Genomic DNA, 15,695 nt, shown 5'->3' with positions numbered 1-15,695 from the left:
GTCCCGGCCGGGGTGGCGGTGGGGGTTGTTGGGGGGGTGGGCGGGCGGGGGGGTGACCTGAATCACCGGCCCCTCCGGGGGGGGCGGGGGGGGGGGGGGGGTGCGCCCCCCCCGCCTCGCCCGCAGTCCGCACCTGCAGTGGAACTACGCCGACCGCACCCGCCGCCTCGGCCCGGGCGACCAGATCGTCGTCGCCGCGACCCGCAGCGGGTTCGCCCGGCTCAACACGGTGCTGGCGGAGGAGGGCTGACGGGAGTCGGCGAACAGATAACAGATGACAGATTTCATCATCTGTTATCTGTTCGCCGTCATCTGTCACTCGTCATCTGTCACCCGTCAGGCGTTTGCCGCCCTACCCCGGGTGTGCGGTCCGTGCTCAGCGGTTGATGAACGCGGCCGGCCGCTTCTCGGCGAAGGCGTTCATGCCCTCCTTCTGGTCCGCGGTCGCGAACGCGGCGTGGAACAGGCGCCGCTCGAAACGGACGCCCTCCGCCAGCGTGGTCTCGAAGGCGCGGTTGACGCTCTCCTTCATCATGATCGCGGCCGGGGCGGACATCGCCGCGACGGTCTCGGCCGTGGCCAGCGCCTCGGCCAGCAGCTGGTCGGCCGGGACGATCCGGGAGACCAGGCCGGCGCGCTCGGCCTCCTCGGCGCCCATCATCCGCCCGGTCAGGCACAGCTCCATCGCCTTCGCCTTGCCGACCGCCCGGGTCAGCCGCTGCGAGCCGCCGATGCCGGGGATGACGCCGAGCTTGATCTCCGGCTGCCCGAACTTCGCGGTGTCGGCGGCCAGCAGGATGTCGCACAGCATGGCCAGCTCGCAGCCGCCGCCGAGCGCGAAGCCCGCCACCGCCGCGACGACCGGCTTGCGCAGCTGGCCGAGCCGGTCCCATGGGCCCAGCCAGTCGTCCAGGTAGACGTCCGGGAACTGGTTGCCCTGCATCTCCTTGATGTCGGCGCCCGCCGCGAAGGCCTTCTCCGACCCGGTGATCACCAGACAGCCGATCTCCGGGTCCCGGTCGAACCGCGTCGCGGCCTCGACGACCTCGTTCATCAGCTGCGTGTTCAGCGCGTTGAGCGCCTTCGGACGGTTGAGCGTGATCAGCCCCACCCGGCCCTTGCGCTCGACCAGGATCGTCTCGTAGGTCTCGGTCTCGGTCATCGCCGTCGACTCCCATTCCGCTGCTCGGCGCCGCACGGGCGCGCCCTGACCACCCAACGATCTACGAAGCGCCCCGCCTCGCGCCAGTCTTGGCATGCGAGACAGTCGTCACGGGTCCGGCCCGCGGCCGAGCGGTGGGCGGAGGGCGCGCGGGTCAGGCCAGGCCGAGCTCGTCGCCCTCGCGCGGGGCGAAGTGGCGGGCCACGTCGGCCTCCGTCACCTCGGCGAGCGTGGCGGGGGACCAGCGCGGGTTGCGGTCCTTGTCGATCACCTGGGCGCGGATGCCCTCGACCAGGTCGTGACTGTCCAGCGCCGCACAGGAGATGCGGTACTCCTGGTCGAGCACCGCCTCCAGCGACGGCAGCGGCCGGGCCCGGCGCAGTGCGGCGAGGGTGGTCTTGACGGCGGTCGGCGAGTTGGCGAGGACCAGTTCGGCGGCCTCCTTCGCCTCGGGCACCCCGGAGTCGAGGAGACGTTCGACGATCTCCTCGGCCGTGTCGGCGGCGTAGCAGGTGTCGATCCACTCGCGCTGGGCCGCGAGGCCGGCGAGCGGCGCCGCTTCGGCGGCGGCGACGACCACGGCGGTCACGGCGTCCGCGTCCGGGGCCGCCGCGAGGGCGGAGAGCAGGGCCGGGATCTTCGCGGACGGGACGAAGTGGTCCGCGAAGCCGCACAGGAGGGCATCCCCGGGGCCCATCGACGCGGAGGTGAGGCCGAGATGGGTGCCCAACTCGCCCGGGGCGTGGGCCAGCAGGCGACTGCCGCCGACATCCGGCACGAGGCCGATCCGGGTCTCGGGCATGGCGATGACGGAGCGCTCGGTGACGATGCGCACCGAGCCGTGGGCGGAGAGGCCGACGCCGCCGCCCATCGTGATGCCGTCCATGACCGCGACGTACGGCTTGGGGCAGTGGGCGATGAGGGCGTTGAGCCGGTACTCGTCGCGGAAGAACGCCCGGGCGCCGGCGCCGCCCGCCTTGGCGTCGTCGTGCATGGCCCGGATGTCGGCGCCGGCGCAGAGGCCGCGTTCGCCGGCTCCGGTCAGGACGATGGTGCGCACGGTGTCGTCCGCGGTCCAGGCGTCCACCGCCTCCCGGACGGCGGTGATCATGCCGTGGGTGAGGGAGTTGAGCGCCCTCGGCCGGTTCAGCACGATCCGCCCGGCCCAGCCGTCCTGGAAGTCCTGCACCTCGCCGCTCATCGGGCCCGCTCCCGTTCGTCGGTGTCGAAGATCCCCGTCCCTATCGCCCACCGTACTAGGCCGAACAGATGACAGATGACAGCTGACAGAAAACGAAATCTGTCAGCTGTCATCTGTCATCTGTTCGCCGTCACGCGCCGGTCGTACGACCCGACTGCGACCCGACTACGGCCCGGCTACGGCTCGACCCGCCCCGTCACCTCGCCGAAGCCGACGACCGTCCCGTCCGGGCCCGGAGCCGTCGCGGTGATCGTCACCTCGTCGCCGTCCTCCAGGAACGTCCGCGTCGTGCCGTCCGCCAGCTTCAGCGGCTCCTCGCCATTCCAGGTCAGCTCGATCAGCGCACCCCGGGTGTCCGGCTCCGGCCCGCTGACCGTCCCCGACGCGAACAGGTCGCCGGTGCGCAGCGACGCGCCGTTGACCGTCATGTGGGTGAGCTGCTGCTGCGCCGTCCAGTACATCGACGCGAACGGCGGCCGGGAGACGAGGTGCCCGTTCAGGCGGACCTCCATCGCCAGGTCCAGGCCCCACGGCTCGCCGCCGCGGTCGTCCAGGTACGGCAGCGGCTCGACGTCGCGCTGCGGCGGGCTGACGCGGGCGTGCTGGAGGGCGTCCAGCGGGACGATCCACGGCGAGACCGAGGTCGAGAAGGACTTGCCGAGGAACGGGCCGAGCGGCACGTACTCCCAGGCCTGGATGTCGCGCGCGGACCAGTCGTTGACCAGGCACACGCCGAACACGTGGTCGCGGAAGTCGTCCAGGGCGACCGGCCGCCCGAGCGTGGACGGCGCGCCGACGACGAAGCCGACCTCGGCCTCGATGTCGAGCCGGCGGGTCGGCCCGAAGGACGGCACCGCGTCGGCCGGCGCCTTGCGCTGCCCGTGCGGGCGCACGACCGGGGTGCCGGACACGACGACCGTCCCCGCCCGCCCGTGGTAACCGATCGGCAGGTGCTTCCAGTTGGGGGTGAGCGGCTCCGAGCCCGGGCGGAAGATCCGGCCCAGGTTGGTGGCGTGGTGCTCGCTCGCGTAGAAGTCGACGTAGTCCGCGACCTCGAACGGCAGGTGCAGCTCGACCTCGCCCACCGGCAGCAGCGCCGGCGTCAGCGCCTCGCGGTAGGACTCGTCCGTCAGCCACAGCGTGAGGTCGGCCCGCACCTGCGTCCAGGCCGAACGCCCGGCGGCCATCAGGGGGTTGAGCGAGTCCGCGGCCAGCAGCACCGACGGCGACCCGGCGGCACGGGCGGCGGCCCCGGCATCGAGCACGAAGTCCCCGACGCGCACGCCGATCCGGCGCCGCCCGGGCTGGTCGGCGGCGGTGAAGACGCCGTACGGCAGGTTGTGCACGCCGAACGGCGAGTCCTGGGCGCTGGCGAGCCAGCTGCGGGGGGTGCTCAACGGTCCTCCTGGGCGAGTGGGCTGGGCGACAGCAGGCCGAGCGCGGCCAGGTCGTCCAGGGGTTCGGCGATGCTGCAGGTGCCGAACGCGGTGAACGAGTTGCGGATCACCGTAACCTGGTGCGCGCTCAGGGCGCGGACGGCCTTGGCCAGCACGTGGCCGTCGCGTTCCGCCAGCACCTCGGCGGCCGCGGCGCGGTCCGTCTCCTGCGCGGCCAGCAGCACGTTGAGGAAGCCGTGGTGCTCGAAGCCGGTCACCGGATCGGTGTGCCGGACGGCGTTGTGCAGCCCCGCCGTGCACTTGTACGGCAGGCCTCGCCGCGCGCAGCCGGTGAGGAACGCGGCCAGCTCGTCCTCACCCGGGAAGGCCTGCGCGACGACCCCGCCGGTGCGGAACTTCGCCCGGTAGGCGCTGTCCACCAGGGCGTCCAGCGTCTCGTCCAGCCCGTCCCCGTGCAGGAGTTCGCGCGGCAGTTCGACGGCGGCGGGCACGTCCGGCGGCAGCAGCCGGTCCAGCTCGGCCACCGCCTCGTGCACGTCCCGGGTCGCGAGCTCGACGCCCGCGACCTCGAACGGCCCGGCGGCGGCGAGAGCCGGCCCGAGCTCGGCACTGCCCCCCGGCAGCACCAGCCCGACCCTCAGCGGCCCGGTGCCCTCCACCGCCGCGGCCAGCTCGCCCAGCCGGCCCGCCCCGCACAGGAAGGGGCCGACCGCGTCGGCGTACCAGGCCGTGCGGTGGGCGCGGTGCGCGGGCACCGCCTCGGCGACCGGCAGGTTCCCCGGCGGGAACACCGCCGCGTCGTCGAAGAGTCCGCGGAACAGGTCCGGGATCGCGGAGCCGCCGGCGCTCATCGCCCGGGCCCCCGGCCCGACCACGTCCACGCGTAGTTCGCGTCCTCGCTGGCCCGGCCGCCCTCGCCCAGCTCCAGCGGGCGGAACGTGTCCACCATGACCGCGAGCTCGTCGAAGAACTCCGCGCCGATGCTGCGCTCGTACGCGCCCGGCTGCGGGCCGTGGGTGTGCCCGCCCGGGTGCAGCGAGATCGAACCCTGGCCGATGCCCGAGCCCTTGCGGGCCGCGTAGTCGCCGCCGCAGTAGAACATGACCTCGTCGCTGTCCACGTTCGCGTGGTAGTACGGCACCGGGATCGACAGCGGGTGGTAATCCACCTTGCGCGGAACGAAGTTGCAGATCACGAAGTTGTTGCCCTCGAACACCTGGTGGGCCGGCGGCGGCTGGTGGATCCGCCCGGTGATCGGCTCGAAGTCCCGGATGTTGAAGACGTACGGGTACAGGCAGCCGTCCCAGCCCACCACGTCGAAGGGGTGGTGCGGCACGGTGTAGCGGGTGCCCGAAATGCCGTTCGGCCCACGGTGCTTGACCAGCACGTCGACGTCCCCGGGGGTGTCGACGACGAGCGGCCCGACGGGCCCGCGGAAGTCCCGCTCGCAGTACGGCGCGTGCTCCAGCAGCTGCCCGTACTTGGAGAGGTAGCGCTTCACCGGCGTGATGTGGCTGTTCGCCTCGATGCAGTACGCCCGCAGCGGCTCGTCCCCGGAGGGCACCCACCGGTGCGTGGTCGCCCGCGGGATGATCACGTAGTCGCCCGGGCCGACCTCCAGCGCGCCGAAGACCGTCTCCACCGTGCCGGAGCCGGACTCCACGTACACGCACTCGTCGCCGAGCCCGTTGCGGTACAGCTCGCTCGGCGCCCCGGCCGCGACGTAGGAGATCCGCACGTCGCCGTTGCCGAGGACCAGCCGGCGGCCGCCCACCACGTCCGCGGCCTTCCACTCCTGGCCGGCGAACAGCTCGTGGAGCTTCAGGTGGCGGGGGAGCAGGGGATGGTTGGGCACCGTGGACTGGTCCGGCAGCTCCCACGGCACCGCGTTCACCACGGCGGACGGGATGCCGCGGTGGTAGAGCAGCGAGGAATCGGAGGAGAACCCCTCCTCGCCCATCAACTCCTCGTAGTACAGCCCGCCTTCGGGTGTGCGGTGCTGCGTGTGCCGCTTGGGCGGGATGCTGCCCAGCTGCCGGTAGTACGCCATCTCCCTGCTCCTCCTCGACCGTGCTCAGCCGCTCGTGCTCACGGTACGTCGACCGCGTTCACGGTACGTCGACCGTGTTCAGAGTTCCGCGACCCTCACAGGTTGCCGCGGGCCTCCTGCTCGCGCTCGATGGACTCGAACAGCGCCTTGAAGTTGCCCTTGCCGAAGCCGAGCGAACCGTGGCGCTCGATGAACTCGTAGAACACGGTGGGGCGGTCGCCGATCGGCTTGGTGAAGATCTGCAGCAGGTAGCCGTCCTCGTCGCGGTCGACCAGGATGCCGCGCCTCTTCAGCTCCTCGATCGGCACGCGCACCTTGCCGATCCGGGCGCGCAGCTCCGGGTCGTCGTAGTACGCGTCCGGGGTGTTGAGGAACTCGACGCCGCGCGCCCGCAGGATGTCGACCGTGGTGAGGATGTCGTTGGTGGCGAGCGCCATGTGCTGGCAGCCCGGACCGGTGTAGAACTCCAGGTACTCGTCGATCTGCGACTTCTTCTTGGCGATCGCCGGCTCGTTCAGCGGGAACTTCACCCGGTGGTTGCCGCTCGCGACGACCTTCGACATCAGCGCGGAGTAGTCGGTGGCGATGTCGTCGCCGACGAACTCGGCCATGTTCACGAAGCCCATGACCCGGTTGTAGAACGAGACCCACTCGTCCATCTTGCCGAGCTCGACGTTGCCGACCGCGTGGTCCAGCGCCTGGAACAGCCGCTTCGGCGAGCCCTCCGGGTGCTTGACCCTGCTCTCCGCGACGACGTAGCCCGGCAGGTACGGGCCGTGGTAGCGGGAGCGGTCGATCAGGGTGTGCCGGGTCTCGCCGTAGGTCGCGATCGCGGCGCGGCGCACGGTGCCGTTCTCGTCCGAGACGTCGTTCGGCTCCTCCAGCACGGTGGCGCCGGTCGCGCGGGCGTGCTCGATGCACTTGTCGACGTCCGGCACCTCCAGCGCCAGGTCGACGACGCCGTCGCCGTGGCGGCGGTGGTGGTCCAGCAGCGGGCTGTCCGGCTGGACGCCGCCCTTGATCACGAAGCGGCACGAGCCGGAGCGGAGCACGAAGGCCTTGCGGTCGCGGCGACCGGTCTCCGGGCCGGAGTAGGCGACCAGCTCCATGCCGAACACGGCCTGGTAGAACTGCGCCGTCTGGGTGGCGTTGCCGACCACGAACACGACCGCGTCCTGGGCGGTCACGGGGAACGGGTCGGTGGCCGGGTCGTGCTCGACGAGGCCGACGAGGCGGCGCAGCTGGTCGGCGTCGAGACCGGCCTCGCGCTCCTCGGGGGTCAGCTCAAGGGCGTGGGACTGCGGGGTCATCGGTCTTCCTCCACTTTGGGCCTCGGCTCTGAGGCGTCCGCTTGAGGCGGCCGCGCCACTGATGGGGGTGGGCGGTGCGGCTGAGCGGAGAGCTTGCTCCTGTCCGGGTGGTTGGGCAACAGGTCGGTTTTTCACTGTTCAATGTGTACAAGCTGATCAGGAAATCCCGCGTTCGGCTGCGCAATATGCGCTGCTGATCGGGGTCGATTCACGAACTCTGCGTAACCGGTTCGAAGGGGTCGCCCGGTGCTCGGAGGTGGTGCCGGAACCAGTCCCCGGCCAGCTCGGCGACCTGGTCCAACGTGCCCGGTTCCTCGAACAGGTGGCCCGCTCGGGGGACCACCGCGAGTTCACTCTCGCAGCGCAGCCGGGCTCGCGCCCGCCGGTTGAGGTCGATCACCGTGCCGTCGAGGCCGCCGACGACGAGCAGGGTCGGGGCGGTGACCCGGCCCAGGGCGTCCGGCCCGGCCAGATCGGGGCGGCCGCCGCGTGACACCACGGCGCCGACCCCGGGTCCGAGGTCGGCGGCGGTGTGCAGCGCGGCGGCGGCGCCCGTGCTCGCGCCGAACAGGCCGAGCGGCAGGGCCCGGGTCGTTTCCAGGGCGGTCAGCCGCTCGGCGACGGCGGTCAGGCGGGAGCCGAGCAGGCCGACGTCGAACACCTTGCTCCGGTCCGGCTCCTCGGCCTCGGTGAGCAGGTCGAACAGCAGCGTGGCGAGGCCGGACTGGTTGAGGTGGCGGGCGACGTGCCGGTTGCGGGGGCTGTGGCGGCTGCTGCCGCTGCCGTGTGCGAAGACGACGATGCCGCGGGCGTCGGCGGGGACGGTCAGGTGGCCGGGCAGGCGGACGCCGGCGGCGGAGAGCTCCACCTCGCGGTCGAGGGCGACGGGCGCGGGCGGGCGCTCGCCGCGGGCCTCGGCCAGCAGGCTCAGGACCTCGTCGTCGTCGGTCTGGGAGAAGTCGCCGTAGAACTCGCCGATCGCGAAGAACGGGGACGGCGTGGCGACGCAGACCAGTTCGTCGGCGACGTCGGCCAGGCGGTCCGTCCAGTCCCGGGGGGCCACGGGGACGGCCAGGACCACGCGGGCCGCGCCGCGGGCGCGCACGATCCGGCAGGCGGCCCGGGCGGTGGAGCCGGTGGCGATGCCGTCGTCGACGACGATGACGGTCCGGCCGCGCAGGTCGGCGGGCGGGCGGTCGCCCCGGTAGCGGCGGGCGCGGCGCTCCAGCTCGGCGCGCTCGCGCCGCTCCACGTCGGCCAGTTGGTCGGGGGCGATCCCGCCGAGGCGCATCACCTCGTCGTTCAGGACCCGGACGCCGCCCTCGCCGATGGCGCCCATGCCGAGCTCGGGCTGGTAGGGCACGCCGAGCTTGCGGATCACACAGATGTCCAGGGGCGCGCCGAGCGCCGCGGCGACCTCCGCGGCCACGGGCACCCCGCCGCGCGGCAGGGCGACCACGACCGCGTCCGACCCGCTCAGGTGCCCCAGGCGGGCGGCCAGTCGGCGGCCCGCGTCGGTGCGGTCGGTGAAGTGGGTACCGGTGACGTGCATCGCGCAGCCTCCGAGTTCCACGGTACGTCGGGTGGGCGGAGCGGGAGTGGGCGAACAGCTGACAGATAACAGATTTCGAAATCTGTTATCTGTCAGCTGTTATCTGTTCGTCGCCAGCCGTCGGCTGTCGGCTTTCCGTCGTCCCACCCGTCCCGCCCCCGTCCCGTCCGAGTCCCGCTCGCCGCCCGGGCGGGGGACGGGCACGGCCCGGGCGCGAGCCGGGAACCGCACGGGACCCAGCCCCCGTGCGGCCGGGACGGCGGGCGGCGGACCGTGATGTCGAAGGCGGGCCGCCGGGGCCCGCCGCGACCCGAAGGAGCCCCGAGATGCCGGGCACCGTCCTCACCGACCTGCGCCGACACGGCGCCGTCGACCCCGGCCGCCTGCTCGCCGGCCCCCTCCGCGGTGTCGGCCTGCAGTGGCTCGACCCGGGCCGCAGCGCGGAGGTGGGCGCCGACACCGTCGAGCACATGCTCTACGTCACCGCCGGGTCCGGCCTGGCCGGTGAACCCGGGGAGGCCGGCGCCCCCGACGCGGGCATCCCGCTCGTCGAGGGCACCGCGCTCACCCTCCCGATCGGCGCGCGGACCGTCCTCACCGCCGGCACCGCCGGGATGGAGTACTTCCACGCGGTCCTCGCCGTCCCGCACCCCGCCCAAGCCCCGAAAGAAGGCGAACCCCGGTGATCGTCTCCAGCGCGACGGCCTCCGCCGCCGTCATCCTCGGCCCGAACGGCGAACGCGTCCGCGTCCGCTGCCTCGCCCGTCGCGACATGCTCACGAGCGCCTGCGAGTCCTTCGACCACCTGCGCCTGAGCCCCGGCGCCCACCACGTCCTGCCGGGACGCGCCGACGCCGAGACCGTGCTCCACGTCCTGCGCGGCACCGCCACCATCGGCCAACAGGCCGACGAGCCAGGCCACTTGGCATCGGACGGCGACCTCCTCCTGGCCGTGAGCGGTCGCACGCTCCATCTCGAAGCCGGCCCGCTCGGCGCGGAGCTGCTCTGCCTCACCCTCGCCGTTCCCCGCCGCACCGCGGGGACGCGAGAGAGTCTCGCCCGCCGCCGTGCCGAACGGCGCCAAATGCGCCACAACCGCCCCTGACCCCAGTGCCGTTCACCTGCACATGACTCTCGGAGGTCATCCGCGTGATTGTCGTCCCCGTCGCCGTGCCCCGCACCGCGCCCGCCCTCCAACGTCCGATCGACCCGAGCCGCCGCCCGCCCGTACTCGCTGGCCTGACCATCGAAACGCTGCCGCCCGGTGCCCACATCGAGCAACGCCCGCCGGCAGGCGCCGAATCGGTGACCGTGGTGCTCGCGGGCCGCCTGGCCGCGGCCGGCCGGATCCTCGGTCCGGGCGAGGCGCTCCACCACGCGCCCGGCAGCGCCTGCCGCCTCACCGCCCTCCGGGGTGCACCGACCGCCATCCTCACCGTCCAGCCGGTGCGGGTCGAAGAATCGGTCAACATCCCGGCCCAGCGCAGGAGTTCCTCGGACCGGATGGCCTGGCGGAGGGTCGCCGTCACATCGATGACCCTCGCCGCCGGTGAAGGCCACGAGCTCCTCCGTTACCCGGCGTCCGATGCGTTCATCGTCGTCATGTCGGGCACCGGCGTGCTTCTCGGCGAGTACGGCGAAGTCTCCCTCTTCCCCGGTGACTTGGCATATGTCCGGGCGGGGGAGCGGCACGGCCTCCGGGCCGGTCCGCAAGGGCCGGTCACGGCGGTTCTGGGCCGTGTCGGATGCCCGGACCCGCCCACCGACCACCTCGCCGACAGCGACCGGCCGCGCCCCTGCCGGTCGCACTGAGCCATCGCCGTCCTTCCTCCGCCCCGGGCCGGGACCACCCCTCTGGGACCGGAACGGGACGGCGGTCCCATGCGGCCGGGGCTCACTCGTGCGCACAGTGGGGGGTGACCGATCGATCGACTCGGCCGTTCGGAAGAAGCGGGAGTACCACTCATGGCAACGAACACCACCACGAAGGCGCTCTGCGTGGCCGGCGCCGCCGTCGGCGCCATCGCGGCAGCGGTCGCGCTGAAGAGCGCGTGCTCATCGTCGGCGTCGGCGTCGGTGTCCGGCACCGGCTCGGCGCCGGGCATCGGGGAGTCGCCGCAGGGCTGCCAGCTCGGCCAGAAGTGCAGGCCCGGCCACACCTGACAGTCGGCCAAGTCCCCGATCCCCCTGATGGCCCTCGGTGCCCCCCGCACCGAGGGCCGTGCCGTGGGGTGACGGGTGGCCTGCCAGCCGTCCGCGACGGCTCACGCCCCGACGTCTCACACCCCGACGTCTCACACCTCCGGCGCGGAACCCGAGCCGTCCGTGCCGTGCTCCCGGGAGGGCGACCGTGGCAGCGTCGCCAGCACCTCGGTCCCCGCGTGCTCCGGCAGGGGCCCGACGGTGCACCTGCCCCCGACCTCGGCGGCCCGGTCCGCCATCGACCGCAGTCCGACCCCTCCGGCCCCGCTGGCCCCTCCGTCCCCGCCGGCCTCCCGGGCCGTGTCCCCGACCAGCCCCACCCCGTCGTCCCGCACGGCCAGGGTGACGGCCTCCGCGTCCACTCGGACCGTCACCCTGGCGTGGCGTGCCCGGGCATGCCGCAGCACGTTGTTGAGGGCCTCGGCGGCGATCCGGTACACCGCGACCTCGACCGCCGCGGGCAGGTCGGGCAGCGGGTCCGGCGACACGTCGGCCGTCACCCTCAGCCCCGCGCCGCTGAACGTCCCGGCCAGCTGCCGCACGGCCCGCGTGAGCCCGAACTCGCCCAGCGGCGCGGGCCCGAGGCGTTCGGTGATCCGCCGCACCTCCTTGATCGCCATCCCGAGGTCGGCCGAGATTCCCCGCAGCGTCCCGCCGAGGCCGCCGTCCAGGACGGATGCCCCCGGTATCCCTGCACCCCCTGACGCCGCGGGAGCCGACGCCGCGGGAGCCGACGCCGCGTTGTCCACCCGCAGCCGAAGCCCCGCGAGCGCCGGACCGAGCCCGTCGTGGATGTCCCGGCGCAGCCGCCGCCGCTCCTCCTCCCGCGCCGCGACGAGCTGCTCCCGGCTCGCCTGCAGGTCCTCCTGCAGCCGCAGCGACGCGACCGCGGGCGAGGCCTGGTCGGCCAGCGAGCGCAGGATGTCGATGTCGCTCGGGTCCAGCCGCTCCTCGCCGTCCCGCAGCCCGACCGTCAACTCGCCGATCGGCTCGCCGTGGTGGACCAGCGCGAAGCCCTGCTCCCGCCGCCCGTCCAACCGCCCCACCGAGGCGAGCGGGCGCCGCCCGGCTCGCGTACTGACGGTGAGCGCGACCCCGGGCAGTCGCAGCTCCTCCGCGACCGTCGCACACAGCGCGGCGGGCAACTCCGCAGGGTCGACGACCTGCCGCACCCGCCCCGCCAGGTGCCGCAGCACCTGGTACGGCTGCGCCCGCTCGCCGTAGTACAGCCGGTCCACCAGCGAGACGGCCCACCGGGTGGCCCGCGGCAGTCCGGCACCGAGCGTGAACACGAGGGCGATCAGCACCAGCGCCAGCCCACTGTGCCCGGGCGCCAGCCGGCCGGACAGGACGGCCGCGAGCGCCACGAACAGTGCGGTGATCCCGGTGGCCAGCAGCAGCCCGCTGAGGACGCTGCGCGCGGCGCGGTCGAGCCGCCAGCCGCGGTCCCGGACGACCAGGTACCCGACGGCGACCGCCCAGGCGAGCCCGGCCGCCGCGAAGAGCGCGTAGCTGAGCCAGAACGCCTCCCGGTACATCCGCCGGTAGAAGTCCTGCATGCCGGCCCAGAACAGGTAGGCGGCGAGCATCGCCGCGACGTTCGCGCGGTGCCGCGCGACGGGTTGCCGCTGCCCCGCCGCCGGGGCGGCCGGCCGGAGGATCCGCGCCAGCAGGACGACGGCGGCGATGCCGACGAGCAGGTAGTTGACGGCGTCCGAGTACCCGTACACGTGCTCCCCGAGCGCTCCGAAGAACCGGGCGGGCGGACTGTCCGCGAGCGGGTCGGGGCGGTCGAACACCTCGGGCCTGGCGAGGAACGACAGCGAGCCCGGCAGCACCCAGAGCACGACCGCGGCGATGTACCACCACCAGCGGCGCGTGGTCAGGCGGCCGGTGGGCAGCCAGAGCGGAAGGACGTAGAAGAGCGTGGAGTTGACCGTGTCGCAGAGGACCTGGAACACCGCCGCGGCGCCCACGACGCCGGGGTCGGCGATCTGGACGGTGACCGGCGCCGCGGCGGCGTTGGGCAGGACGAGCGTGACCGCGTAGACCAGCATGACCCAGCCGAGCGGGTTGCCGGGGCGGTGGGCGTGGAGCAGCATCCCGGCACCGGCGGTCGGCAGGGCGTAGATGAGGATGCCGAGCTCGTTCCTGGGCGTGACGACGCTCGGGTCCCCCAGGTGGACGAGTACGTAGCAGATCCAGGCGGTGGCGACGACCAGGCAGACCGCCGTGACGACCGCAGCCGCCGTGAGCTGCTGCCGTGCCGCCGTCCGGGGCCGGGGGGAGGACGCCGTGGTCATGGCACCGCCTCGGAGGCTCGAAGGTGGACGTGGGCTTCGGGTACTCGGGGCTCCGGCCCGGGACGGCGAGGGGTGGCCGCCGTTTCGTGGGCCGCGTTCCAGTCTCGGCGGCCCGGTGTCCCGGGCGCATGGGGCAGGGGTCTCGTCCGCGGCCCGCAGCGGGTCACCGCCGGTGTCCCGCTGCTCCGGCCCGGCCGGTCAGCCGCCCGGATGACCCCGGAGCATGTCACGGAAAGTCACGTGATCGTCGCTGGTAGCGTCGGCCGGGTGAACGAACACCGGGTGGACGAACCGCAGCCCAACGCGCCGGAGCCGGACCTGTCGCAGCCCGGCACGCTGCGACCCGAGGGCCCGAGGCGTGATGAGCCGAAACCCGAGGACCCGATGCCCGAGGACCCGATGCCCGAGGAGCCGAAGCCCATGGAGCCGGGGCCCGCGGAGCCGAAGCCCGCGGAGCCGAAGCTCGCGGAGTCGGGGTCTGGCGAGCCGCAGGGAGTCAGGCCCGTCCGCGTCCTGGTCGTCGACGACCACCCGCTGTTCCGCGAGGGCCTCAAGGCGGCACTGGAGAGCGCCGAGGGCATCTCCGTCGTGGCGCAGGCCGAGCGGATCGCCGAGGTGCCGGGGGCCGTCGAGCGGTCCGCGCCGGACGTCGTGATCATGGACCTCTCGCTGCCCGACGGCTCCGGTCTGGAAGCCCTCCGGACACTGGCGGGGCGCGAGCAGGCCCCGCCCGTGCTGATGCTGACCATGTCGGACGACGACGGGAACCTTCTCGCCGCCCTCCAGGCGGGGGCCCGCGGCTACCTGGTCAAGGGGGCCGGCCGGGAGGAGGTGCTGCACGCGGTGCGGACGGTCGCGGCGGGCGGCGCGGTCTTCGGGGGCGAGGTCGCGGGGCGGATCGCCGAGTTGCTGGCGGGTGCGCGGATGCGCGAGGCGGGACAGCTGTTCCCCGAACTCACCGCCCGCGAGGCCGAGGTGCTGGACCTGGTCGCGCGGGGACTGGACAACCGGCGGATCGCGCGTGAGCTGGTCGTGGCGGAGAAGACGGTGCGCAACCATGTGACCCACATCTTCGAGAAGCTGCACGTCGGCACGCGCGCCGAGGCGGTGGCCCGCGCCCGCGACATGGGCCTCGGCGACGGCTGACCGTCCCGGCCTTGGCCGACGGCCGACCGCTGCGCCACCCCTTGACGACCCCGGGGCCCGGCCGGATCCTCATGAACGCGTCAACCTTGCGATCGTGACTCGTCCCGACCCCACAACAGGTGTTCCGCCCGGAGTCCCCAACCCCGGTGCGCGTCCGCGAGGTTACGCCTTCCCGTTCTGCCCCACCGGAACCTGGAGCCTCCCGTGACCGAGCGCACCCCGCACGGCGTCCGTGCTGTCCTTCGACGTGCCGTCCCTCGTCGTACAGTCCTCCGCCGTGCAGCCCTTCGCGGCGCCGTTCTGCCTACCGCACTGGCCGGCCTGGTTGCCGCCGCCCTCTATGCCCCTGCCGCCCCGGCCGCCGCAGCCGCCCCCGCTGCCCCGGCCGTCTGGGTAAAACCCGTCGGCCTCAAGGCACTTCAGGACGCCCCCGCCATACCCGTGGCCAACGTCAAGGCCCACCTCGCGCAACTGCAGTCCATAGCCGACGCCAACGGCGGGAACCGCGCCCACGGCACCTCCGGTTACCAGGCCTCGCTCGACTACGTGAAGGCGCAGCTGGACGCGGCCGGATTCACCACCGCCGTCCAGCAGTTCGACGACGGGGGCGCGGGCGGTGCCAACCTGATCGCCGACTGGCCGTCCGGCGACTCCGCGCACGTCGTGATGGCCGGAGCCCACCTCGACTCGGTCCAGGCCGGCCCCGGCGTCAACGACGACGGCTCCGGCACGGCGGGCATCCTGGAGACCGCCCTGGCCGTCTCGCGGGCCGGGCTCAAGCCCGCCAAGCACCTCCGGTTCGCATGGTGGGGAGCCGAGGAGAACGGCATGGTCGGCTCCCGGAACTACGTCAACGGCCTTTCCCCCGCCGACCGTTCGTCGATCGACACGTACCTGAACTTCGACATGATCGGCTCGCCGAACCCCGGCTACTTCACCTACCGCCAGGACCCGGCGCTGGACGCCCTGTTCCACGACTGGTTCGCCGCCCGCGGCATCGCCACCGAGCAGGACTTCGAGGGCGACGGCCGCTCCGACCACGCGCCCTTCCAGGATGCGGGCATCCGTGTCGGAGGGCTGTTCAGCGGCGCCGACTACATCAAGACGGCCGACCAGGCCGCCAAGTGGGGCGGCACCGCGGGCCAGGCGTTCGACGCCTGCTACCACGCCGCGTGCGACACCAGCGCCAACATCGACGACACCGCGCTGGGGCGGATGACCGACGCCATCGCCCACGCGCTCTGGACGCTCTCGGCCGACGGGAGTTGACCCCGCCGGCCCGCGAGGGCACCCGCGGGGGGGGGGGGGGGGGGGCGCGCCCGCCCCCCCGCCCCCCCGAGCGCCCGCCGCCCCGGGCCCGACACACAGCCAG

Annotated in this window: 15 protein-coding genes; 7 read left to right on the top strand and 8 right to left on the bottom strand. The window is 73.4% G+C overall.

What is annotated here, in order from left to right; genetic code table 11:
- Positions 1-100: 100 nt before the first annotated feature.
- Positions 101-250, top strand: a complete 150-nt coding sequence (locus ACFV4F_RS01170) for a hypothetical protein (RefSeq protein ID WP_380499977.1) — start codon at positions 101-103, stop codon at positions 248-250.
- A 126-nt stretch (positions 251-376) separates the two neighbouring features.
- Here ACFV4F_RS01170 and ACFV4F_RS01165 read toward each other — a convergent pair whose 3' ends face one another.
- The 7 genes from ACFV4F_RS01165 to ACFV4F_RS01135 form a co-directional block, all read right to left on the bottom strand.
- Positions 377-1,162, bottom strand: a complete 786-nt coding sequence (locus ACFV4F_RS01165; protein ID WP_329930762.1) for an enoyl-CoA hydratase — start codon at positions 1,160-1,162, stop codon at positions 377-379.
- Positions 1,163-1,316: 154 nt separating this feature from the next.
- The gene (locus ACFV4F_RS01160) at positions 1,317-2,363 is read right to left on the bottom strand and encodes an enoyl-CoA hydratase/isomerase family protein (RefSeq protein ID WP_380499976.1); all 1,047 of its coding nucleotides are present in this window, start codon (positions 2,361-2,363) and stop codon (positions 1,317-1,319) included.
- A 176-nt stretch (positions 2,364-2,539) separates the two neighbouring features.
- Positions 2,540-3,760 carry a fumarylacetoacetase gene (gene fahA, locus ACFV4F_RS01155; RefSeq protein WP_380499975.1) on the bottom strand — a complete coding sequence of 407 codons (1,221 nt, stop codon included), beginning with the start codon at positions 3,758-3,760 and terminating at the stop codon, positions 2,540-2,542.
- Positions 3,757-4,641 (bottom strand): hypothetical protein, encoded by an 885-nt coding sequence (locus ACFV4F_RS01150; RefSeq protein ID WP_380499974.1) that lies wholly within the window; start codon positions 4,639-4,641, stop codon positions 3,757-3,759. Before ACFV4F_RS01150 ends, fahA begins: the two co-directional genes overlap by 4 nt.
- Entirely contained in the window at positions 4,608-5,810 is a 1,203-nt protein-coding gene (locus ACFV4F_RS01145) for a homogentisate 1,2-dioxygenase (RefSeq protein ID WP_380445565.1), read from the bottom strand. The genes ACFV4F_RS01150 and ACFV4F_RS01145 overlap by 34 nt, the downstream gene beginning before the upstream one ends.
- Before the next feature lie 95 nt (positions 5,811-5,905).
- Positions 5,906-7,120, bottom strand: a complete 1,215-nt coding sequence (gene hppD / locus ACFV4F_RS01140) for a 4-hydroxyphenylpyruvate dioxygenase (protein ID WP_380499973.1) — start codon at positions 7,118-7,120, stop codon at positions 5,906-5,908.
- 208 nt (positions 7,121-7,328) lie between these two features.
- Entirely contained in the window at positions 7,329-8,672 is a 1,344-nt protein-coding gene (locus tag ACFV4F_RS01135; RefSeq protein ID WP_380499972.1) for a phosphoribosyltransferase family protein, read from the bottom strand.
- Positions 8,673-8,998: 326 nt separating this feature from the next.
- Here ACFV4F_RS01135 and ACFV4F_RS01130 point away from each other — a divergent pair, with 326 nt between their 5' ends.
- The 4 genes from ACFV4F_RS01130 (at position 8,999) to ACFV4F_RS01115 (ending at position 10,835) form a co-directional block, all read left to right on the top strand.
- Positions 8,999-9,358, top strand: coding sequence for a hypothetical protein (locus ACFV4F_RS01130; protein WP_380499971.1), 360 nt, complete (start codon positions 8,999-9,001; stop codon positions 9,356-9,358).
- Positions 9,355-9,777, top strand: coding sequence for a hypothetical protein (locus ACFV4F_RS01125; RefSeq protein WP_380499970.1), 423 nt, complete (start codon positions 9,355-9,357; stop codon positions 9,775-9,777). Before ACFV4F_RS01130 ends, ACFV4F_RS01125 begins: the two co-directional genes overlap by 4 nt.
- A 44-nt stretch (positions 9,778-9,821) precedes the next feature.
- Complete coding sequence (locus tag ACFV4F_RS01120) at positions 9,822-10,484, top strand: cupin domain-containing protein (RefSeq protein WP_380499969.1); 663 nt, start codon at positions 9,822-9,824, stop codon at positions 10,482-10,484.
- A 153-nt stretch (positions 10,485-10,637) separates the two neighbouring features.
- On the top strand, positions 10,638-10,835 hold the full coding sequence (locus ACFV4F_RS01115; RefSeq protein ID WP_380499968.1) for a hypothetical protein: 198 nt from the start codon (positions 10,638-10,640) through the stop codon (positions 10,833-10,835).
- A gap of 131 nt (positions 10,836-10,966) precedes the next feature.
- Here the strand turns inward: ACFV4F_RS01115 and ACFV4F_RS01110 are convergent, their stop codons facing one another.
- Positions 10,967-13,177 (bottom strand): sensor histidine kinase, encoded by a 2,211-nt coding sequence (locus ACFV4F_RS01110; protein WP_380499967.1) that lies wholly within the window; start codon positions 13,175-13,177, stop codon positions 10,967-10,969.
- Positions 13,178-13,444: 267 nt separating this feature from the next.
- On the opposite strand from ACFV4F_RS01110, the gene ACFV4F_RS01105 reads away from it, so the two are divergent.
- Both ACFV4F_RS01105 and ACFV4F_RS01100 read left to right on the top strand, forming a co-directional pair.
- Positions 13,445-14,323 carry a response regulator gene (locus ACFV4F_RS01105; protein ID WP_380499966.1) on the top strand — a complete coding sequence of 293 codons (879 nt, stop codon included), beginning with the start codon at positions 13,445-13,447 and terminating at the stop codon, positions 14,321-14,323.
- Between the two features lie 441 nt (positions 14,324-14,764).
- Positions 14,765-15,592 (top strand): M28 family metallopeptidase, encoded by an 828-nt coding sequence (locus tag ACFV4F_RS01100; protein WP_380445573.1) that lies wholly within the window; start codon positions 14,765-14,767, stop codon positions 15,590-15,592.
- Positions 15,593-15,695: the final 103 nt, after the last annotated feature.

Source organism: Kitasatospora sp. NPDC059722 (genome assembly GCF_042733235.1).
Taxonomy (GTDB): Bacteria; Actinomycetota; Actinomycetes; order Streptomycetales; family Streptomycetaceae; genus Kitasatospora.
This window is presented reverse-complemented; position numbering and strand designations above follow the sequence as displayed.

Excerpts from the sequence above, each read along its gene's own strand:
- ACFV4F_RS01135 (WP_380499972.1), bottom strand. The coding sequence starts at position 8,672 with ATGCACGTCACCGGTACCCACTTCACCGACCGCACCGACGCGGGCCGC.
- ACFV4F_RS01160 (WP_380499976.1), bottom strand. The coding sequence starts at position 2,363 with ATGAGCGGCGAGGTGCAGGACTTCCAGGACGGCTGGGCCGGGCGGATC.
- ACFV4F_RS01165 (WP_329930762.1), bottom strand. The coding sequence starts at position 1,162 with ATGACCGAGACCGAGACCTACGAGACGATCCTGGTCGAGCGCAAGGGC.
- hppD (WP_380499973.1), bottom strand. The coding sequence starts at position 7,120 with ATGACCCCGCAGTCCCACGCCCTTGAGCTGACCCCCGAGGAGCGCGAG.
- ACFV4F_RS01130 (WP_380499971.1), top strand. The coding sequence starts at position 8,999 with ATGCCGGGCACCGTCCTCACCGACCTGCGCCGACACGGCGCCGTCGAC.
- ACFV4F_RS01145 (WP_380445565.1), bottom strand. The coding sequence starts at position 5,810 with ATGGCGTACTACCGGCAGCTGGGCAGCATCCCGCCCAAGCGGCACACG.
- ACFV4F_RS01110 (WP_380499967.1), bottom strand. The coding sequence starts at position 13,177 with ATGACCACGGCGTCCTCCCCCCGGCCCCGGACGGCGGCACGGCAGCAG.
- ACFV4F_RS01115 (WP_380499968.1), top strand. The coding sequence starts at position 10,638 with ATGGCAACGAACACCACCACGAAGGCGCTCTGCGTGGCCGGCGCCGCC.